The organism is Anaerococcus jeddahensis (genome assembly GCF_001182725.1).
In the GTDB taxonomy this organism is placed as follows: Bacteria; Bacillota; Clostridia; order Tissierellales; family Peptoniphilaceae; genus Anaerococcus; species Anaerococcus jeddahensis.
This window is the reverse complement of the sequence record NZ_CWHU01000004.1, coordinates 101,462-119,459: the sequence shown is the minus strand read 5'-3', so window position 1 is coordinate 119,459 and position 17,998 is coordinate 101,462. Positions and strand designations below refer to the sequence as shown.

Here is a 17,998-nt window from a genome sequence, read left to right as displayed (position 1 = left end):
AAGAAAGGTTTTCATAAAAATAGGAGAAAAATATGGTAGAAAAAAATATTAATGAATTTGTAAGAGAAAATGCTCCTTGTTATATTTATAAAAAGGATATTATTGACAAATCTTGTAAGATTTTAAAGGAAAAATTTGAAAATATTGAATTTTTATATTCAATAAAGGCAAATCCCTTTATGCCGGTAATAAAAACAATAAAGGAAAATGGAATTGGTTCAGATGCTGCATCAAGTAATGAAGTTTTAATGTCGATTGAAGCGGGTATGGAAAAAAATCATATTTATTATTCTGCTCCAGGAAAAACAATGGAAGATTTAAAAAAAGCTTGGGGTAAGTGTATCTTTATAGCAGATTCTTTCCACGAGCTTGATTTGATAGATGATTTGGCAAAAAAACACGGGGAAATTTTAGAAATTGGTTTGAGAATTAATCCAAATTATTCTATGAAGGATAAAAAAGCCCATCCAAGTAAATTTGGTGTTGATGAGGATAAAATTTTTGATTTTTCTTGGACCTATAAAAATTTAAAACTTGTAGGTCTTCACGTTCACGTTCAAAGTCAAATTCTTGATACAAATCTTCTTTCAAATTACTACAAAAATACCTATGATTTGGCAGTAAAATTTTCAAAACTCGACTTTGTAGATTTAAAATTTATAAATTTTGGTTCAGGAATTGGCGTTTCATATGATAAGAAAAATGAAAAAGATGTGGACTTGGATATTTTGGCAAAGACCATGAAAGATATGTATGAAAAAAATGAAAGAGAACTTGGGGTAAAATTTTTAATTGAAAGCGGAAGATTTTTGGTGATGAATTCAGGGACCTACTATACACCTGTAATTGACAAGAAATATTCCCAAGGAAAAACCTATCTTGTAGTAAAAAATGCCATGAATGGTTTTGTTAAGGCTTCAATGAAAGAAATGTTGAAAGATGCCTTGGGCAAAGAATGTGAAAGAGCCTTTGAGCCACTTTATACAGGTATTAATCAATGTGAATTTGAAATTATTGGAGATTCTTTGGAGAAAGAAAGAGTTGATATTGGTGGTCACTTGTGCACAAGTCTTGATTTATTGGCAAGAGATATTGAATTAAAAAAGGCAGATATTGGAGATATTTTAAAAATTACAAATGCAGGAGCCTATTCCTACAGTATTTCAATTTTAAATTTCGCAAGACACGATTTGCCAAAAGAATTTTTGATTTAAAATGTAAAAAAAAGGACTTTTCAAAAGTCCTCAGTCTGTTTACAAACTAAAAATTTTCCCATTTCGAGCAGATAAACAACCGTTTATTCGGTTGTTTATCCCGATTTATCGTACGTAGTGAGTCGAGAAATCTCACGAGATCTCTCCGTGCGTTCGTTTCACTCGCACTAAAACACCTTTGCTTCGCAAACTCATTCGTGATTTATCACTTAGTTTTAGAGATAAATGTGCAAAATCAGTGCACATTTATCTAGTCGAGATGGGTTATTAGTAATTTAATTCTAAATTACTAATAATTCTTAATAATTAGACTCTGTCTACGCTCTGGGACTTTTTAAAAGTCCTTATTTTATTTGATCTTCTAGATCTTTAAATTCCATATCTTTGGAAAGATTTTCTATGGTATCTATTGTTGATTGCCAATTTTTTACAAGTGCAGCTCTTGCTTTTTCAAGATTTTTTTCTTTTAAGGCGTTAATTATATCCATATGCTCATTGTAAGTTGTGAAATTTTCTTCGCCTGTTTCAAAAAAATAAATTTCCATTCTTTCAACTCTTCTTTTGAGCTTGTCGACTATTGGTTTTATTTCTACATTTCCAGAAAGTTCAATAAAAGCGTTGTGGAATTCATTGTCTTTTTTTATAGTTTTTATTTGGTCATTTTTTCTGTGAAAATATTTAATATCTTCATTTAAATCTTCGATCTTTTCTAAAAATTTTTCATCGATTTTTTCGAAAGATTCAATAAGAGCAAGCTCTTCCAAACTATAAATTATTGGATAAATATCTTTTGCTTCGCCTGGATTAATTGGAGCAACAATGGTCCAGCGATTTGCCTTGGTCATGACTAACCCCTCGCTTTCAAGTTGTAACAAGGCTTCTCTTACTGGAGTTCTAGAAATTCCCAAATCATCTGAAAGTTCTTGAACCCTAAGTCTTTCACAAGGTTTAAGCTCTCCATTTATAATTTTTTTTGCAAGCAAATTGTAAGCTTCATCTTTTACAAAAGTCCTGCTAATTTTTTTAATCTTAACTTTATTTTTATCTTTTTCACTCATAGATTCCTCTTTTTCAATTGTTTCATATAAAAATATTATAACAGAAATATATTTTTGCACAATCGTTTTATTGAAATACTAAAAGTGGTATGTTATACTTTACATAGATATAATGGAGGAAAAAATGAAACTTGTTGCTGGATTTGAAACGACAAGCCAGGCTATTTTGATGGAAAATTTTTGTAAAAATAAAAATATAAAAGGCGAGATGATCCCAGTTCCAGAAGAATTTGGATCAGGCTGTGGTCTAGCTTTTAGCTTTGAAAGCAAAAATTTTGAAAAAATAAAAAAAATCCTCGATGAGGAAAATATTTCATATAAAATTTTAAAAGTTTTAGATATATAAATTAAGAAAATTTTTAAGGGGAATTTTAATAGTTTCTAATTGTATAAATATTTTTAAGAAAGTTATAAAAATGTACAGGTTAAAAAATCTATTAGACTTGTAGTAGAAAATACAAAACCTTCTTATATGAATTTAAAAAAAATCTCAGACAATATAGGATGAATATTGCAAAAATTGCAGCTTTTATAGAAATGCTTTAGGCTAATTGTGAACTTGTTTTAAAAGGGCAAATTTTTATTTTTATTATTTGGTAAAAATTTGTCTTAGGCAAGTTCACTTTTATTTTTTAATTTTAATTCTTGAAATACTTTGTGAAAATGTTTTATTTTAAAAAAATAGTATATTATAAATATAGAAAGTAGTTGATTATATGCTAGATAGATACGAAAGAAAAATAGATTATTTGAGAATTTCTCTTACAGACCGTTGCAATTATAGGTGCAAATATTGTATGCCAGATGGTATTTCTTGTAAAAAAAATCATGAAGATATGCTGACTTTAGAAGAGATAAATGAAATTAGCAAAATTTTTGTAAAAAAAGGCATAAAAAAAATAAGACTTACAGGCGGCGAGCCTTTGGTTAGAAAAAATGTAGAAAGTCTTGTAAAAATGCTTGCTGAAATTGATGGATTAGAAGATTTGGCAATGACTACAAATGGATATTTTTTAAAAGAAAAGGCAGAAATTTTGTGGGAAAATGGACTAAAAAGATTAAATATTTCTCTTGATAGCCTAGATTCTGAAAAATATAAAATGATGAGCCAAGGCGGGGATTTGGAAAAAGTTCTTGAGGCCATAAAATACGCCAAAAATTTTGGATATGCCATAAAAATAAATACTGTTTTAATCAAAGGATTTAATGATGGGGAAATTTATGATCTTATAAAATTTTCCAAAGAAAATGGCCTACAATTAAGATTTATTGAGCTTATGCCAATAGGTGGGACGGCAGATTTTTCAAAAGATAAGTTCATTTCAAGTGATGAGATTATAAAAAAATTGAATCTTATTCCAATAGAAAATCCTGATACTCATTCGCCAACAAGCCTTTACAAGGTCCCAGATTTTGATTATACATTAGGACTAATTGAGCCTTTAAGCCACAAGTTTTGCTCTACTTGCAACAGATTAAGACTTACAGCTGACGGGAAAATTAGACCTTGTCTTCATTCGGATTTACAAATAGATTTGAAAAAGGCCATAAGAGAAAATAAAGATATAGAAAAATTGATTGATGAGGCTCTTATGAAAAAGCCTCAAAGACATCATTTGGAAAATGAAATTATAAAAGAATCTATGTATAGGATAGGAGGATAAATGTTTACGCATTTAGATAAAAACGGCAGGGGGCAAATGGTTGATATTTCAAAAAAAGAAATCAGCCAAAGAGAAGCCATAGCCAAGGGTTCAATTGAACTTAAAAATCAAACCATAGAAGCCATAAAAAATGAAAAAATAAAAAAGGGAGACGTCCTTGCTATTGCCCAAGTTGCAGCAATCCAGGCTGTAAAAAATACATCTTCAATAATTCCAATGGCCCATCCACTTTTATTAAATGGAATAAATGTAGATTTTAATTTTGAGGGAAATTTATTATTTTGTGAGGTGAAAGTTAAGTGCCAAGGAAAAACTGGGGTTGAAATGGAAGCTTTGACGGGAGTTTCTGCTGGACTTTTGACAGTTTATGATATGTGCAAGGCTCTTGATAAGTCTATGACCATAAAAGATATATATTTAGTAAAAAAATCAGGAGGAAAATCAGGGCTTTATGAAAGAGAAAATTTATAATTACGCCTTTGTGGTAATTTCTGATACCAGATCTACTGGCGAAAACAAGGACGGTTGCATTGACGCTTGTCAAAAAATAATGCCAGAAAATTATAAGATGGTTTATAAGTCTATAATTAATGACGATTTGGAAAATATTGAAAATGAATTAAATAAATTGGTTGATGAAAATATCCAATTAATTTTAACATCTGGTGGAACAGGACTTTCAAAAAGGGACAATACACCAGAGGCAAGTTTAAAAGTAATTGAAAAACAAACGCCAGGTATAAGCGAGGCAATTAGATTAATTTCAAAAGAAAAAACTCATATGTGGGCCCTATCAAGGGCAGTTTCTGGAATAAAAAATAATTCTTTAATAATAAATTTGCCAGGCTCTCCCAAGGCTGTCACAGAAAGTGTCGAAGGAATTTTGCCATTTTTAGGCCATGGCTTAGATATATTAGAAGGAGATAATAGTGGACACCATTAAAGCAAAAGTTTTATCAATAAATATTTCAAAAACGAAAGGGGTGAGAAAGGAACAGATAGGTCAGGGTTTATTTAAAAAAGATTTTGGGCTAGAAAATGATGCCCACGCAGGAAAGTGGCACAGGCAAGTGAGCCTTTTGGCAGAAGAATCAATTAGAAAAATGGAAAATGAAAATCGCAAATTTGATTTTGGGGATTTTGCAGAAAATATTACAACTCAAGGAATAATTTTGCATGAAATTCCTGTAGGAGAAAAATTAAAAATTGGCGATTGTGTTTTGGAAGTTAGTCAGATTGGTAAAGAATGTCACAAAGGTTGCGCCATAAAACAAAGTGTTGGAAAGTGTATTATGCCTTATGAGGGAATATTTGCAAAAGTAATTAAAGAAGGCGTAATAAAAACTGGAGATGAAATTAAAATATTAGGAGAAGAAAATGAATTTTAAAAAAATCGCAATGACAGCTCTAGCAGGAGCACTATTAATCGGAACAGCAGGTTGTGCTAACAACAATAAAAATGACAACAATTCAAATGAACCTATGTCAAATTCAAATGTAGCAAAATCAAATGCGGCTACAGACACAAAGGATAAAAAAGAACTTACAGTATTTGCAGCAGCTTCTATGACAGAAGCTTTGGAAGAATTAAAAACAGAATTTGAAAAAGAAAATCCAAATCTTAGTTTGACCTTTAACTTTGATTCATCAGGAACTTTAAAAACTCAAATTGATTCAGGAGCAGATTGTGATGTATTTGTTTCAGCAGCTCAAAAACAAATGGATGAACTTGAAAAAGAAGACAAAATTGATAAAGACACAAGATTTGATTTGCTAGAAAACGAAGTAACTCTTGCAGTAGCAGAAGGAAATGAAAAAGGAATTAAAGATTTTAAAGATCTTGAAAAAGATGATGTAGAAAAAATCGCTCTTGGAAATTCTGATGTTCCAGTAGGACAATATTCAGAAGAAATTCTTAAAAATTTAGGAATTTGGGATAAAATCCAAGATAAGGTAACTTTAGGTTCAAACGTAAAAGAAGTTACATCATGGGTAAGTGAAAAAGCAGCTGATTGTGGAATAGTTTATAAAACTGATGCAAAAACAGCAGGACTTGAAACAGTAGCAGTAGCTGATGATTCAATGCTTGAAAATAAAGTAATTTATCCAGCAGCTTTACTTAAAAATTCTAAAAATCCAGAAGAAGGCAAAAAATATCTAGAATTTTTGAAAGGCAAAAAAGCATCTGAAATTTTAGATAAATATGGATTTAAGCCATTAAATAAATAATCATGGACTTATATCCTTTATATAATTCAATAAGGATTGCAAGTATATCATCGGTAATAATTTTTTTCCTTGGTATATTTGCAGCCTACTATATAAAAAAATTACCTGCAAAAGTAAAGGGGGCAATAGATGTGGTACTAACCCTACCCTTGGTCTTGCCTCCTACTGTTGTAGGATTTTTTCTAATTAAAATTTTAGGACCAAATTCGCCACTTGGGAAAATTTTTGTAGAATATTTTAAATTCCCTCTTATTATGAATTGGTATTCAGCGATTTTTGCAACAGTTATAGTTACCTTTCCATTAATGTATAGGACAACAAGAGGATCATTTGAAGCCTATAACGAAAACTTAACCTATGCAGCCCAAACATTGGGCAAGTCAAACACATGGATTTTTTGGAAAGTTTTGATGCCAAATTGCAAAAAAGGAGTAATGGCAGGTTTAGTTTTATCCTTTGCAAGAGCTCTTGGAGAATATGGAGCAACTTCAATGGTAAGCGGCTACACTCCAGGAAAAACTGCAACAATTTCAACAACAGTTTATCAATTTTGGAGAATCGGTCAAGATGCGATAGCTTATAAGTGGGTTATGATAAATGTTTTAATTTCATTTATTGTCCTTGTAGCCATAAATTTCTTGGAAGATACAAAAGAAAAGGAGAAGGCCCATGCTTGAAGTTGATATCAAAAAAAATTTTGGAAATTTTAAGCTTGATGCAAAATTTACAAATGAAAATGGGATTTTGGGAATTTTGGGAGCGTCAGGTTCTGGCAAAAGTTTGACCCTAAAGGCCATTGCAGGAATAATAAAACCAGATTATGGAAAAATAATTTTAAATGGTAGGATCCTTTTTGACAAAGAAAAAAAAATAAATATACCAACCAAAGACAGAAAAGTTGCCTATCTTTTTCAAGATTACGCACTTTTTCCAAATATGACAGTTTATGAAAATATACAAACTGGACTTAGGGGGAAAAATAAAAATTTTGAAAAAATTATAAATAAAAAATTAGAAGAGCTTCACATAGATCACATAAAAAATAAACGTCCAGATATGATTTCAGGTGGAGAAAAACAAAGGGCGGCTCTTGCAAGAATTTTAGTAAATGAGCCAGAAATTCTTTTGTTAGACGAGCCATATTCAGCAATAGATGGATATTTGAGGTGGTCAATTGAGCTTGAAGTAAGAAAAATTATAGAAGAATACAAAATTCCAACCCTTTTCGTATCCCACGATAGGGATGAGATTTATAGGATGTGCGATGATATTGTAATAATGGCAAATGGAAAGTCTGAGTCAAAAAAAAGTACAAAAGAACTTTTCCATAACCCAGAAACAATGGCAGGAGCAGAGCTATCAGGTTGCAAAAATTTCTCAGAAATTGAAAAAATCGGAGAAAATTCCTATAAATTGAAAGCATGGGATCTCGATTTATATTTAGAAAAAGATTACGATGAAAAATTCATAGGAATAAGAGGCCATGATATAGAAATTTCCAAAAATAAAAAAGAAAAAAATTCTTACGAGGTAGAAATTTTAAAAGAAATAGAAGAAACTTTTAATACCTGCCTAATAATAAGAAAAAAAGACAGCCAAGGCCAAATGACCGTATTTTTGGACAAAGAAAAATGGAAAAATTTTAAAAATGAAAAAAATTTATATTTTAATTTGAGAGAAGATAAGATAATGTTTTTAAAATAAAAATTAAAGCTTAGAAAATTTCATAAAATATAAAAAAAGAGACTGTTGTAAAATGATGACTATTCATATTTTTGAAACATTCTCTTTTTTTTTTGTTTTTATAAAATAAAAAAATAAAAACTTCAGCAATTAAAAATAGAAAACACTCACCCATCTCGACCTTGTGGAGAGATCTCTTGCAAAAACTAAGACAAAAGAAAGAGTGTGCATTAAAAAAATAATCCAATATATATTACAAATATAAAATAAAACACAAGGCAAAATCAACAAAAGAGATCTCTCGACTACGCTCGAGATGGGTTATGCGAGGATATACTTTTTTACTTCGAATAGATTTAAATAAAATTTCAATATTAAAAAATCTTTTTTTAGATAATCAATTTTACCAATTATATTTGATAGAGGTTGGTTAGATGTCGATATACTTTTATACTTCGAATAAATTTAAAAAAATTTAAATAAATAAACTCACTTTTTTATAATAAATTAGCAATTTAAAAAAAATTTTAATAATTAAAACCAAAAATTAAAAACTTCAGCAATTAAAAAAAGCAAATACTCACCCATCTCGACCTTGTGGAGAGATCTCTTGCAAAAACTAAGATAAAAGAAAGAGTGTGCATTAAAAAAATAATCCAACATATATTAAAAATATAAAATAAAATACAAGACAAAATCAACAAAGAGATCTCTCGACTCACTATCGTTCGCTCGAGATGGGTTATGTGAGGATATACTTTTTTACTTCGAATAGATTTAAATAAAATTTAAATAAATAAACTCACTTTTTTATAATAAATTAGCAATTTAAAAAAAATTTTAATAATTAAAACCAAAAATTAAAAACTTCAGCAATTAAAAATAGAAAACACTCACCCATCTCGACCTTGTGGAGAGATCTCTTGCAAAAATAAGACAGAAGACAGAGTAAGTCTTCAAAAAATAATCCGATATATATTACAAGTAGAAATTAAAATAAAACTCAAAACTAATAAAAGAGATCTCTCGACTCACTATCGTTCGCTCGAGATGGGGTATAACTTCGTTTATCATACTAAAAATCAAAAACTTTCATTAATAAAAAACAAATTTACGATTATAGAAGAAAAAAACAACTTTAGCAATTTAAAAAGCGAACTATTACCCATCTCGAGCGAAGTCGAGAGATCTCCTGCAAAACTAGGACAAAAGACAGAGTGTGCATTCTAAAAAATATTTTATAACAAACAAAAAAGCTAGGATTACCTAGCTTCTTTCTTTTGCTATATTTTTCACAGCTTCTATCGTTTTTTCTATTTCTTCTTTTGTGTTATAAAATGACAGGCTCATTCTAACTATACCTTGTTTTTTTGTTCCCATTTTTTCGTGAAAAAGTGGGGCACAGTGGCTGCCTGCTCTTACACAAATTTCATAATCATCCCAAAGTTTCATTGCTATATAATTTGCAGGAATATCTTTTATATTAAATGAAATAATTGGCACGTGCTTTAAATTTATATTAGAATAAAATTTTATCCCTTCTATATCTTTTAGGCCATTATATAAAATTTTTGTAAGCTTATTTATATCTTTGTGAGGATTTTTTTGCAAAAATTCTATGGCGGACTTTAATCCTGCAAAGGAATGAACATTTGCAGTTCCAGGCTCAAATAAATCTGGCAAGATATGGGGTTGGGTTTTTGAAAATGAATCAAAACCAGATCCTCCAGCAAAAACTTGCCTAAAATCAAAATCACCATTTACAATAAATCCACCTGTTCCTTGGGGAGCGTGAAGGCCTTTGTGGCCTGTGAATAAAAATATTGAATTATCATATTTTTTTATATCAAATGGTACATATCCTGCAACTTGGGCCCCGTCAATTATTAATTTTAAATTATTTTTCTTACAAATTTCATAAGCCTTATCAAGGTCTGTCAAAACTCCTGAAACATTTGATGCACCAGTTATAACAAGGGCCTTGGTGTTTTTTTTGACTAAATTTTCGATTTCTTCAAAATCAAGGCTAAAATCATCTTTTATTCCAATAAAAGAAATTTCTAATCCATCTTTTTCCAAATCATAAAGAGGCCTTAAAACTGAATTGTGCTCTGATAAACTTGTTATTATATGGTCACTTTTATTAAAGAGTGATTTTATAACAAAATTTAGGGCGAAAGTTATGTTTTGACATAAAACAACATTTAGGGGATTATCCATGCCAAAAAAAGATCCAACTTTTTTCCTTGTTTGCATCAATAAATCCAAAGCGTCAAGGCTAACCTTGTAGGCTCCTCTTGATGGATTTCCAAAAGATTTTGAATTTATAGCATTATAAACTGCCCTTGCAACTGATTCGTCCTTATCGATTGTAGTTGCAGCATTGTCAAGATAAATCATAGGGCATAACCTCTGGCTTTCTCTCGTTTTTTTTGTAAATAAGCATGTATTTTTCATCAAAATCCAGCTTATTTTTTGAAAAAATTTCCCTTACTTTCTCATCAAATTTTTTTTCATACCTAAGGCAAAGTCCACAACCAGCATCAATTTCTGGCAAAAGAGGGACTAGCCTTGCCCTTATATTTTCACTTTCGACTGAACTTAGGGCAAGATAGGCAAAATTTGATGATTTGAAAGTATAAATCACATATTCCATTATGGTCTTATTGTGTGATGGGTTCTCATTAATGAAGAAATTTCATACATATTTGAAATTCTTCCAACCTTTAATTCTTCTTTTACCCCATAATGGTCAAGGCAAAGTCCACATGAAATTATATCTACTCTGTTATCAGCAAGTTTTTTCAAATCTTCAATGGTATTTTCTCTTTGTGTTGTCAAAAATACTCCCTTATTGTAACATATTACATATTTTGGAAGTACGTCTGCCTCAGTTATTGAAACTAAGAAACTTTCTAAAAGAGATTTTGAGAAATCTTCATCCCCATCACCAATTTTATCAGAATCAAAAACAACAACATATGAAGAAGATAGGCTTTCACCCTTATCTTTTCTCTCTTTTTCTTCTTCATTTTTCTTAAATGTTAATTTGAAAACCTCGTCTTCTTTTTCTTCGATTTCAACATCAAAGCCTGTTTCCTTGGCAAGTTTTTTCAAATTTTCTACAGCTATGTCCTCATTTACAAGCACATAAAAATTTTCTTCTCCATTTTTAATTTCTCTTTTTGCCATAATTACAGGCATTGGACATTCGATTCCTCTTGCATCAATTTCTTTCATTTTTTTACTCCTTTATTCTACAAATATTGATTTATCATATTTTTTACAAATTTGACCCACGATTTTCGCCTCAATCTTATTTTTCCTTAACTCTTCCAAGGCATATTTTGCATCATCCTTATTAATACTTACCAAAAGTCCTCCAGATGTTTGAGGATCGTACAAAACTTCCTCAAGAGCAAAGTCATCAAGAAGAAATTCTACCAAATTTTCCATATGCATTCTGTTTCTTTGACCCCCCTTGGTAAAGACAAATTCGCTTGCAGCCTTTTTTGCCCCATCAAGGATTGGAATATTCTTAGAATCAATTATGGCAGAATATTTATCACCAAGCATTTCTGATAAGTGGCCCATAAAAGAAAAACCAGTAACATCGGTAGCTGAGCTTATCCTATATTTTTCCAAAATCTCCTTGGCATATTTATTTAAAAATATCATGGAAGAAATAGCCTTATCCATTTCTTTTTGACCCAAAATATCAATCCCATAAGCATTTGTAACCAAGGTTACTCCTAAAGGTTTTGTTAAAATCAAAAGATCTTTTTCATTTGGTGTATTATTTTTCCAAACCTTATCAATATCAACTTTTCCTGTTACAGAAAGTCCATATTTTATTTTTGGATCGTGGATAGAATGGCCGCCAACAAGAGATGCGCCAGCCTCTATTACCTTATTTGCCCCACCTTGAAGAATTTTTTTCAAAATATCTATATTTTCATCTTCAGGAAACAAGACAATATTTAGTCCACAAATTGGATCGGCTCCCATGGCATAAATATCTGATAAAGCATTTGCTGCAGCAATTTGCCCAAAAGTATAGGGATCAGAAACCATAGGTGGAAAAAAATCTAGGGTGGTTACGATTCCATTATTCTTATCAATTCTTACCAAAGCAGAATCATCCATGGTATCGTATCCAATCAAAACATCATCTCTTTTAAAATTTTTAATAGAAGATAAGGTCTCGCCTAGACTTTCTTGGGGAATTTTCGCATTACAACCCCCACAAACTTCTAGTTCTATATTAGACATATTTTCCTACTTTCTATAATTATTGAATTTTAAGTTTTCTATTAAAATTATACTATAGGAAAAATTTTATAAAAGAAAAATCCAAAATTTAAAAAATAAAAGGCGAAAAAAAATTTTTTTTACAAAAAAATAAAAAATTTCTTAAAATTTAAAAAAAATAAATTCGTAAAATAATTAAAATTGAAAAATTAAAAATTTTTTTGAAAACATTTTTAAAAAAGCTTGCTTTTTGATGTGTGATATGTTACTATAATACCAGAAGCAGTTCTAGAAAGGAGAAAAAAGATTGAAAGAGAGTTTTAATATAGTTTTAAATGAAAGAAATTTGGAAGATTTAGCTGATTTAAGTTTTATTAATGAGGAAGAATCTTCAAAAGCTCAAAAATTTCACGCGAGCTTTCCCCAATATTCTGTAACACCTTTAAAAAGACTAAATAATCTTGCAGATTTATTTGGTGTGGAGGATATTTTTGTCAAAGACGAATCATTAAGATTTGGTCTCAACGCTTTTAAAGTTTTGGGAGGATCTTATGCTATGGCAAAATACATAGCCCAAAAACTTGATATGGACTTGGAAGATTTACCATACGAGAAATTGATTTCACCTGAAATCAAAGAAAAATTAGGAAAGGTAACATTTATAACAGCAACAGACGGAAACCACGGTAGAGGTGTTGCTTGGACAAGTCAACAATTAGAACAAGATTGTGTAGTTTTAATGCCAGATGGATCAGCTCTTGAAAGAAGAGATAATATCAGAAAAACTGGAGCAAAATGTGACATCATGGAAGGTTTAAACTATGATGATTGTGTAAGACTTGCAAATAAATATGCGGAAGAAAAAGGCTATATAATGGTACAAGATACAGCTTGGGAAGGATACGAGGAAATTCCAACATGGATTATCCAAGGTTATTCAACTCTAGCTATGGAAGCTTATGACCAATTAAAAGAAGCAGGAAAAAAACCAACTCACATCTTTTTACAAGCAGGAGTAGGATCTTTTGCAACAGGAGTAACAGGATTTTTCTCTGACGAATACAAGGGAAGTGAAAAACCTTTTATAGGACTCATAGAACCAGAAAAAGCAAATTGTAACTATCTAACAGCAAAAATTAATGATGGAAAAATCCACAACGTTGAAGGCGAAATGAACACAATCATGGCAGGACTTGCTTGTGGAGAACCAGTAACAGTAGGATATCCAATTTTAAAATCATATGTTGATGCGTTTTTATCAGTTCCAGACTCATCAGCTGCTAGAGGAATGAGAATTTTAGGAAATCCTTTAGGAGATGACGAAAGAGTAATTTCTGGAGAATCTGGAGCAGCTACACTTGGAGCTATCAGCGAAATCTTACAAAGGGAAGATTTAAAAGATATAAAAGAAAAATTACAATTAGATGAAAATTCAGTAATATTATTTATCTCAACAGAAGGTGATACAGACTTCGAACACTACAGAAAAGTAGTTTGGGATGGATATTATACAAACGATGAAAAGTTTGAATATAAAAAAATAATAAGATAATAAAAATAATAAGATAATAAAGAAAAAAGGAGAAATAAATGACACAAGATATCAACAAATTATTAGAAAAATTAGAAGGCTTAGATTTTGAAAAACTTTACCAAGATGACTTTTTCCATACATGGGATAAATCACAAGACGAACTTGAAGCAATCTTTACAGTTGCAGATACATTAAGAGCAATGAGAGAAAAAAATATCTCTCCAAAAATCTTTGATTCAGGACTTGCTATTTCATTGTTTAGAGATAACTCAACAAGAACAAGATTTTCATTTGCATCAGCTGCAAACATGCTAGGACTTGAAGTTCAAGACTTAGACGAAGCAAAATCACAACAAGCTCACGGTGAAACAGTAAAAGAAACAGCTAACATGATTTCATTTATGGCTGATACAATTGGAATAAGAGATGACATGTATATTGGAAAAGGCTACAAATACATGAAAGACTTCTCAGAATATGTACAAGAAGGATATGACCATGGAATTCTTGAACAAAGACCACACCTTGTAAACCTTCAATGTGATATTGACCATCCAACTCAAGCTATGGCTGACTTACTTCACGTAATTCACGAATTTGGTGGAGTAGAAAACTTAAAGGGCAAAAAAGTTGCTATGACTTGGGCTTATTCACCATCATATGGTAAACCACTTTCAGTTCCTCAAGGAATTTCAAGCTTATTTACAAGATTTGGAATGGATGTAGTTTTAGCTCACCCAGAAGGATATGAAATAATGCCAGAAGTTGAAGAAATTGCAGAAGAAAATGCTAAAAAATACGGCGGAAGCTTTACAAAAACAAATTCAATGGAAGAAGCATTCAAAGATGCTGATATAGTTTATCCAAAATCATGGGCTCCATTTGCAGCTATGGAAGAAAGAACAGACCTATATGCTAAGGGAGATCAAGAAGGAATTGATGAACTTGAACAAAAACTTCTAGAACAAAATAAGAGCCACATGGACTGGGCTTGTACAGAAGAAATGATGAAACTTACAAAAGATGGAAAAGCTCTATACATGCACTGCCTACCAGCAGATATCACAGGACTTTCATGTGAAGACGGAGAAGTTGATGAATCAGTATTTGATAGATACAGAGATCCACTTTACAAAGAAGCAAGCTACAAACCATATATAATTGCTGCAATGATCTTCTTACAAAAAGTTAAAGATCCAAAAGCTACAATCGAAAAATTATTAAAAGCTAATAAAGAAAGAGTTATTGACAAAGAAGAAAATAAATAAGAATTTTAAAATTTAAAAGGAGATATAAATGACAGAAATTAATTATGATTTGGTAAAAGAAACTGCACAAAAATATTCAGAAGATATGAATGCTTTCTTGAGAGATTTAATCTTAAAACATGGTGAATCTTGTGAAGAAGGTGCAAAATCAAAAAGAATTAAAGAAGAAATGGAAAAACTAGGCTTTAATAAAGCTTGGATTGATGGTCAAGGAAACGTACTTGGTGAGATGGGTACAGGCAAAACACAAATTGCTTTTGATGGCCATATTGATACAGTAGGAATTGGAAATAGAGACAACTGGGATTTTGATCCATACGAAGGATTTGAAGACGAAAATCTTATAGGTGGACGTGGTGGTTCTGACCAATTAGGTGGAATTGTATCAGCAGTTTATGGTGCAAAAATCATGAAAGACTTAGGATTTTTAAATGATAAATTTAGAGTTTTAGTTACAGGAACAGTTCAAGAAGAAGACTGTGACGGAAACTGCTGGTTATATATGATTGAAGATGAAGGAATAAGACCTGACTTTGTAGTTTCAACAGAACCAACAGACGGTGGAATCTATAGAGGACAAAGAGGAAGAATGGAAATTCGTGTAGAAGTTGAAGGAGTTTCATGCCACGGTTCAGCTCCAGAAAGAGGAGATAACGCAATTTATAAAATGGCAAAAATCCTTAATGAAATCGAACAACTAAACGAAAACCCAGCAGATGATTCAGTAGAAATCAAGGGTCTTGTAAAAATGCTTGACGAAAAATACAATCCTGAATACAAAGAAGCAAACTTCTTAGGACGTGGAACAGTTACAACAAGTCAAATCTTCTTTACATCACCATCAAGATGTGCAGTTGCAGATTCATGTGCAATCTCACTTGATAGAAGAATGACAGCTGGAGAAACTTGGGAATCTTGTATAAAAGAAATTGAAGATCTTCCATCAGCTAAAAAATTCGGTGCAAAAGTTACGATGTATGATTACGAAAGACCATCATGGACAGGCCTTAGCAAAAAACAAGAATGCTACTTCCCAACATGGGTAATTCCAGAAGATCACGAAGTAACAACAGCATTAGAAAGAGCATACAAGGGTCTTTACGGTGATAAGAGAATTGCACCAAATGTAGAAAAAGAAATTGAAAAGAGAAAGAATTTACCATTAACAGATAAATGGACATTCTCAACAAACGGTGTTGCTATAATGGGAAGACACAATATTCCAGTAATAGGATTTGGACCAGGAGCAGAAGATCAAGCTCACGCACCAAACGAAATTACATTTAAACAAGATTTAGTAACCTGTGCAGCAACATATTCAGTTCTTCCACTTGAATATATAAAATAAATTTAAATAGTATCAAGAAAGGCTAGTCCTTTCTTGATATAAATTTATATCGGTTAATAATAAGATAAAACTTTCAAGTTTATGAAAAGCGATTAACTTTTAAAAATCTTTTGCTAAATAATAAATATACATAAAATTAACAATATAATATTTATAAAAGGAACTGTAGTATTTTGAATTGCTTCGAATTTGCAAAGTATTTATTAAGAAAACGTTTAATATTGAATTAGAAAGTTGTTATCTTATTCAAATCTGAAATTTGAAAAGGAGGTAAGTTTTGGAAAAACAAAAAAATCAAGTTTTAAATGGCGACATATATGATTTAACCGAATTAGGGATAAAAGAGATAAATAATCATGAAAATGATTATAATGAAATAAGCTCACCTATAAAGTCTACAGACAGAAATTGGCACACTAAGGATATATCGAATTTATGGATTGGAATGATTGTTTCTATAGCCGTGTATCAAGTAGCAAGTGGCTTGTTGGTGTCAGGAATGTCTTGGGGACAGGCTTTACTAACTGTTGTATTAGGACATACCATAGTTATGGGAGTAGCTATAGCTTTGGGTCATTTTGGTACAAAATATGGTATGACATATCCGATGCTGAGCAAAATTGTATTTGGTAAAAAAGGTGCAATTTTTCCATCATTTATTAGGGCTATTCTTGGTGTATTTTGGTTTGGTGTTCAAGCATGGATCGGAGGTCAAGCTATATATACGATAATTGGCGCTATTTTTCCAAGTTGGTTAGAAATGGGATTTAAAGCTCACTTTATTTCATTTATAATTTTTTGGATTATGAACGTATATATTGCTGCTTCAGGTAGCAAGGCAGTTAAAATACTAGAAGGCGTGTCAGCACCTATATTAATTGTTCTAAGCCTAATAGTTATTATTTGGGGACTTTATACCGCTGACTGGAGTTTTAAAACATTATTTGGAGCAAAAATACTTCAAGCAAAACAAGGTATTAGCTTTTGGGAACTTTTTTGGCCAGCTCTTTCAGCTATGATAGCTTTTGACGGAGGAATTGCATTATCAATGCCAGACTTTACAAGGCATTGTGTAAACCAAAAAGCACAAAGTGTTGGGCAAATTATTTCAGCTCCTTTAATGACATTTTATATTTCTTTTGTAGGAATGTGTGGAACAGCTGGTGGATTACTAGCTTTTGGTAAAGAAATTTGGGAACCTGCAGTATTAGTAGGAAATTTTCATAGTATATTTATAAGAATTATATTCTCTATTTTTATAATTTTGGCTGTTTTAACTACTAATGTTGCTGGAAATTTAATTCCACCAGTGAATATCGCAGCGACTTTAACTAAAAATAAAATACCATATAAAGTTGTTACTATATTAGTTGCTTTATTGGCTTTATTAGCAAGGCCTTGGGATAGTTTGTCAAGTGCTTATAATCTTATTTTCAATGTAACTCAGTTATTAGGTGCACTTATTGGTCCTATATCAGGTATATATTTGGTATCATATCTATTTGAATATAAGACTGAAATAGATATGGTTGATGTTTATAAGACGAATGAAGGTAAGTATTTTTATAGCAATGGGTGGAACATCCCTGTAATAGTATTATTCATTGTAATGACAGCATTAATATTTGCTGGTAAATATATTGAATCAATAACATGGATATTCAATAATGCTTATGTATTTGGTGTAATAGCTACAGGTGCTTTGTACTATTTATATCTTAAAATTGTTAAGAAAAAATAGGAGATGGA

At 30.9% G+C, this 17,998-nt stretch carries 18 protein-coding genes; 13 read left to right on the top strand and 5 right to left on the bottom strand.

The features are described 5' to 3' along the window. Window positions 1–32: 32 nt before the first annotated feature. On the top strand, window positions 33–1,214 hold the full coding sequence (locus tag BN2087_RS01730; protein ID WP_049690182.1) for a type III PLP-dependent enzyme domain-containing protein: 1,182 nt from the start codon (window positions 33–35) through the stop codon (window positions 1,212–1,214). Window positions 1,215–1,558: 344 nt separating this feature from the next. On the opposite strand, the gene BN2087_RS01725 is transcribed toward BN2087_RS01730, so the two are convergent. After that, window positions 1,559–2,272, bottom strand: coding sequence for a GntR family transcriptional regulator (locus tag BN2087_RS01725; RefSeq protein ID WP_049690181.1), 714 nt, complete (start codon window positions 2,270–2,272; stop codon window positions 1,559–1,561). 124 nt (window positions 2,273–2,396) lie between these two features. On the opposite strand from BN2087_RS01725, the gene BN2087_RS01720 reads away from it, so the two are divergent. The 8 genes from BN2087_RS01720 to BN2087_RS01685 all read left to right on the top strand — a co-directional run bounded on the left by BN2087_RS01720 (window position 2,397) and on the right by BN2087_RS01685 (window position 7,869). Continuing rightward, on the top strand, window positions 2,397–2,618 hold the full coding sequence (locus BN2087_RS01720) for a putative Se/S carrier protein (protein ID WP_049690180.1): 222 nt from the start codon (window positions 2,397–2,399) through the stop codon (window positions 2,616–2,618). Between the two features lie 370 nt (window positions 2,619–2,988). Then, window positions 2,989–3,936 (top strand): GTP 3',8-cyclase MoaA, encoded by a 948-nt coding sequence (moaA, locus tag BN2087_RS01715; protein WP_082144160.1) that lies wholly within the window; start codon window positions 2,989–2,991, stop codon window positions 3,934–3,936. Beyond that, a complete protein-coding gene (gene moaC / locus BN2087_RS01710) occupies window positions 3,937–4,407 on the top strand; it encodes a cyclic pyranopterin monophosphate synthase MoaC (protein ID WP_049690178.1) in 471 nt (156 codons plus the stop codon). It begins immediately after the preceding gene. Then, a complete protein-coding gene (locus tag BN2087_RS01705; RefSeq protein WP_049690177.1) occupies window positions 4,388–4,879 on the top strand; it encodes a MogA/MoaB family molybdenum cofactor biosynthesis protein in 492 nt (163 codons plus the stop codon). The genes moaC and BN2087_RS01705 overlap by 20 nt, the downstream gene beginning before the upstream one ends. After that, window positions 4,866–5,324 carry an MOSC domain-containing protein gene (locus BN2087_RS01700; protein WP_049690176.1) on the top strand — a complete coding sequence of 153 codons (459 nt, stop codon included), beginning with the start codon at window positions 4,866–4,868 and terminating at the stop codon, window positions 5,322–5,324. The genes BN2087_RS01705 and BN2087_RS01700 overlap by 14 nt, the downstream gene beginning before the upstream one ends. Further along, window positions 5,314–6,165, top strand: coding sequence for a molybdate ABC transporter substrate-binding protein (gene modA, locus BN2087_RS01695; RefSeq protein ID WP_049690175.1), 852 nt, complete (start codon window positions 5,314–5,316; stop codon window positions 6,163–6,165). Before BN2087_RS01700 ends, modA begins: the two co-directional genes overlap by 11 nt. 2 nt (window positions 6,166–6,167) lie before the next feature. Beyond that, window positions 6,168–6,842 (top strand): molybdate ABC transporter permease subunit, encoded by a 675-nt coding sequence (gene modB, locus BN2087_RS01690; RefSeq protein WP_049690174.1) that lies wholly within the window; start codon window positions 6,168–6,170, stop codon window positions 6,840–6,842. Then, complete coding sequence (locus BN2087_RS01685) at window positions 6,835–7,869, top strand: sulfate/molybdate ABC transporter ATP-binding protein (RefSeq protein WP_049690173.1); 1,035 nt, start codon at window positions 6,835–6,837, stop codon at window positions 7,867–7,869. Before modB ends, BN2087_RS01685 begins: the two co-directional genes overlap by 8 nt. 1,245 nt (window positions 7,870–9,114) lie before the next feature. Here BN2087_RS01685 and BN2087_RS01680 read toward each other — a convergent pair. From BN2087_RS01680 to selD, 4 genes are read right to left on the bottom strand one after another with little or no spacing between them, the layout of a single operon-like run. Beyond that, window positions 9,115–10,248: an aminotransferase class V-fold PLP-dependent enzyme gene (locus BN2087_RS01680; protein ID WP_049690172.1), complete on the bottom strand. Its 1,134-nt coding sequence runs from the start codon at window positions 10,246–10,248 to the stop codon at window positions 9,115–9,117. Then, window positions 10,235–10,504, bottom strand: a complete 270-nt coding sequence (locus BN2087_RS01675) for a putative Se/S carrier protein (protein WP_049690171.1) — start codon at window positions 10,502–10,504, stop codon at window positions 10,235–10,237. The genes BN2087_RS01680 and BN2087_RS01675 overlap by 14 nt, the downstream gene beginning before the upstream one ends. Next, window positions 10,504–11,088, bottom strand: a complete 585-nt coding sequence (gene yedF / locus BN2087_RS01670; protein WP_049690170.1) for a sulfurtransferase-like selenium metabolism protein YedF — start codon at window positions 11,086–11,088, stop codon at window positions 10,504–10,506. The genes BN2087_RS01675 and yedF overlap by 1 nt, the downstream gene beginning before the upstream one ends. Before the next feature lie 12 nt (window positions 11,089–11,100). Next, window positions 11,101–12,120, bottom strand: coding sequence for a selenide, water dikinase SelD (gene selD / locus BN2087_RS01665; RefSeq protein ID WP_049690169.1), 1,020 nt, complete (start codon window positions 12,118–12,120; stop codon window positions 11,101–11,103). 286 nt (window positions 12,121–12,406) lie between these two features. Here selD and dpaL point away from each other — a divergent pair, with 286 nt between their 5' ends. The 4 genes from dpaL (at window position 12,407) to BN2087_RS01645 (ending at window position 17,990) form a co-directional block, all read left to right on the top strand. Continuing rightward, entirely contained in the window at window positions 12,407–13,651 is a 1,245-nt protein-coding gene (gene dpaL, locus BN2087_RS01660) for a diaminopropionate ammonia-lyase (RefSeq protein ID WP_049690168.1), read from the top strand. Window positions 13,652–13,689: 38 nt separating this feature from the next. Beyond that, entirely contained in the window at window positions 13,690–14,901 is a 1,212-nt protein-coding gene (ygeW, locus tag BN2087_RS01655; RefSeq protein WP_049690167.1) for a knotted carbamoyltransferase YgeW, read from the top strand. 28 nt (window positions 14,902–14,929) lie between these two features. Beyond that, window positions 14,930–16,249: a YgeY family selenium metabolism-linked hydrolase gene (locus tag BN2087_RS01650; RefSeq protein WP_049690166.1), complete on the top strand. Its 1,320-nt coding sequence runs from the start codon at window positions 14,930–14,932 to the stop codon at window positions 16,247–16,249. A gap of 277 nt (window positions 16,250–16,526) precedes the next feature. Then, window positions 16,527–17,990: an NCS1 family nucleobase:cation symporter-1 gene (locus BN2087_RS01645; RefSeq protein ID WP_049690165.1), complete on the top strand. Its 1,464-nt coding sequence runs from the start codon at window positions 16,527–16,529 to the stop codon at window positions 17,988–17,990. Window positions 17,991–17,998: the final 8 nt, after the last annotated feature.

What these genes read in the sequence shown, in the direction of transcription:
- BN2087_RS01730 (WP_049690182.1), top strand. Translation starts at nt 33, where the DNA reads ATGGTAGAAAAAAATATTAATGAATTTGTAAGAGAAAATGCTCCTTGT.
- BN2087_RS01725 (WP_049690181.1), bottom strand. Translation starts at nt 2,272, where the DNA reads ATGAGTGAAAAAGATAAAAATAAAGTTAAGATTAAAAAAATTAGCAGG.
- BN2087_RS01720 (WP_049690180.1), top strand. Translation starts at nt 2,397, where the DNA reads ATGAAACTTGTTGCTGGATTTGAAACGACAAGCCAGGCTATTTTGATG.
- moaA (WP_082144160.1), top strand. Translation starts at nt 2,989, where the DNA reads ATGCTAGATAGATACGAAAGAAAAATAGATTATTTGAGAATTTCTCTT.
- moaC (WP_049690178.1), top strand. Translation starts at nt 3,937, where the DNA reads ATGTTTACGCATTTAGATAAAAACGGCAGGGGGCAAATGGTTGATATT.
- BN2087_RS01705 (WP_049690177.1), top strand. Translation starts at nt 4,388, where the DNA reads ATGAAAGAGAAAATTTATAATTACGCCTTTGTGGTAATTTCTGATACC.
- modA (WP_049690175.1), top strand. Translation starts at nt 5,314, where the DNA reads ATGAATTTTAAAAAAATCGCAATGACAGCTCTAGCAGGAGCACTATTA.
- modB (WP_049690174.1), top strand. Translation starts at nt 6,168, where the DNA reads ATGGACTTATATCCTTTATATAATTCAATAAGGATTGCAAGTATATCA.
- BN2087_RS01685 (WP_049690173.1), top strand. Translation starts at nt 6,835, where the DNA reads ATGCTTGAAGTTGATATCAAAAAAAATTTTGGAAATTTTAAGCTTGAT.
- BN2087_RS01680 (WP_049690172.1), bottom strand. Translation starts at nt 10,248, where the DNA reads ATGATTTATCTTGACAATGCTGCAACTACAATCGATAAGGACGAATCA.
- BN2087_RS01675 (WP_049690171.1), bottom strand. Translation starts at nt 10,504, where the DNA reads ATGGAATATGTGATTTATACTTTCAAATCATCAAATTTTGCCTATCTT.
- yedF (WP_049690170.1), bottom strand. Translation starts at nt 11,088, where the DNA reads ATGAAAGAAATTGATGCAAGAGGAATCGAATGTCCAATGCCTGTAATT.
- selD (WP_049690169.1), bottom strand. Translation starts at nt 12,120, where the DNA reads ATGTCTAATATAGAACTAGAAGTTTGTGGGGGTTGTAATGCGAAAATT.
- ygeW (WP_049690167.1), top strand. Translation starts at nt 13,690, where the DNA reads ATGACACAAGATATCAACAAATTATTAGAAAAATTAGAAGGCTTAGAT.
- BN2087_RS01650 (WP_049690166.1), top strand. Translation starts at nt 14,930, where the DNA reads ATGACAGAAATTAATTATGATTTGGTAAAAGAAACTGCACAAAAATAT.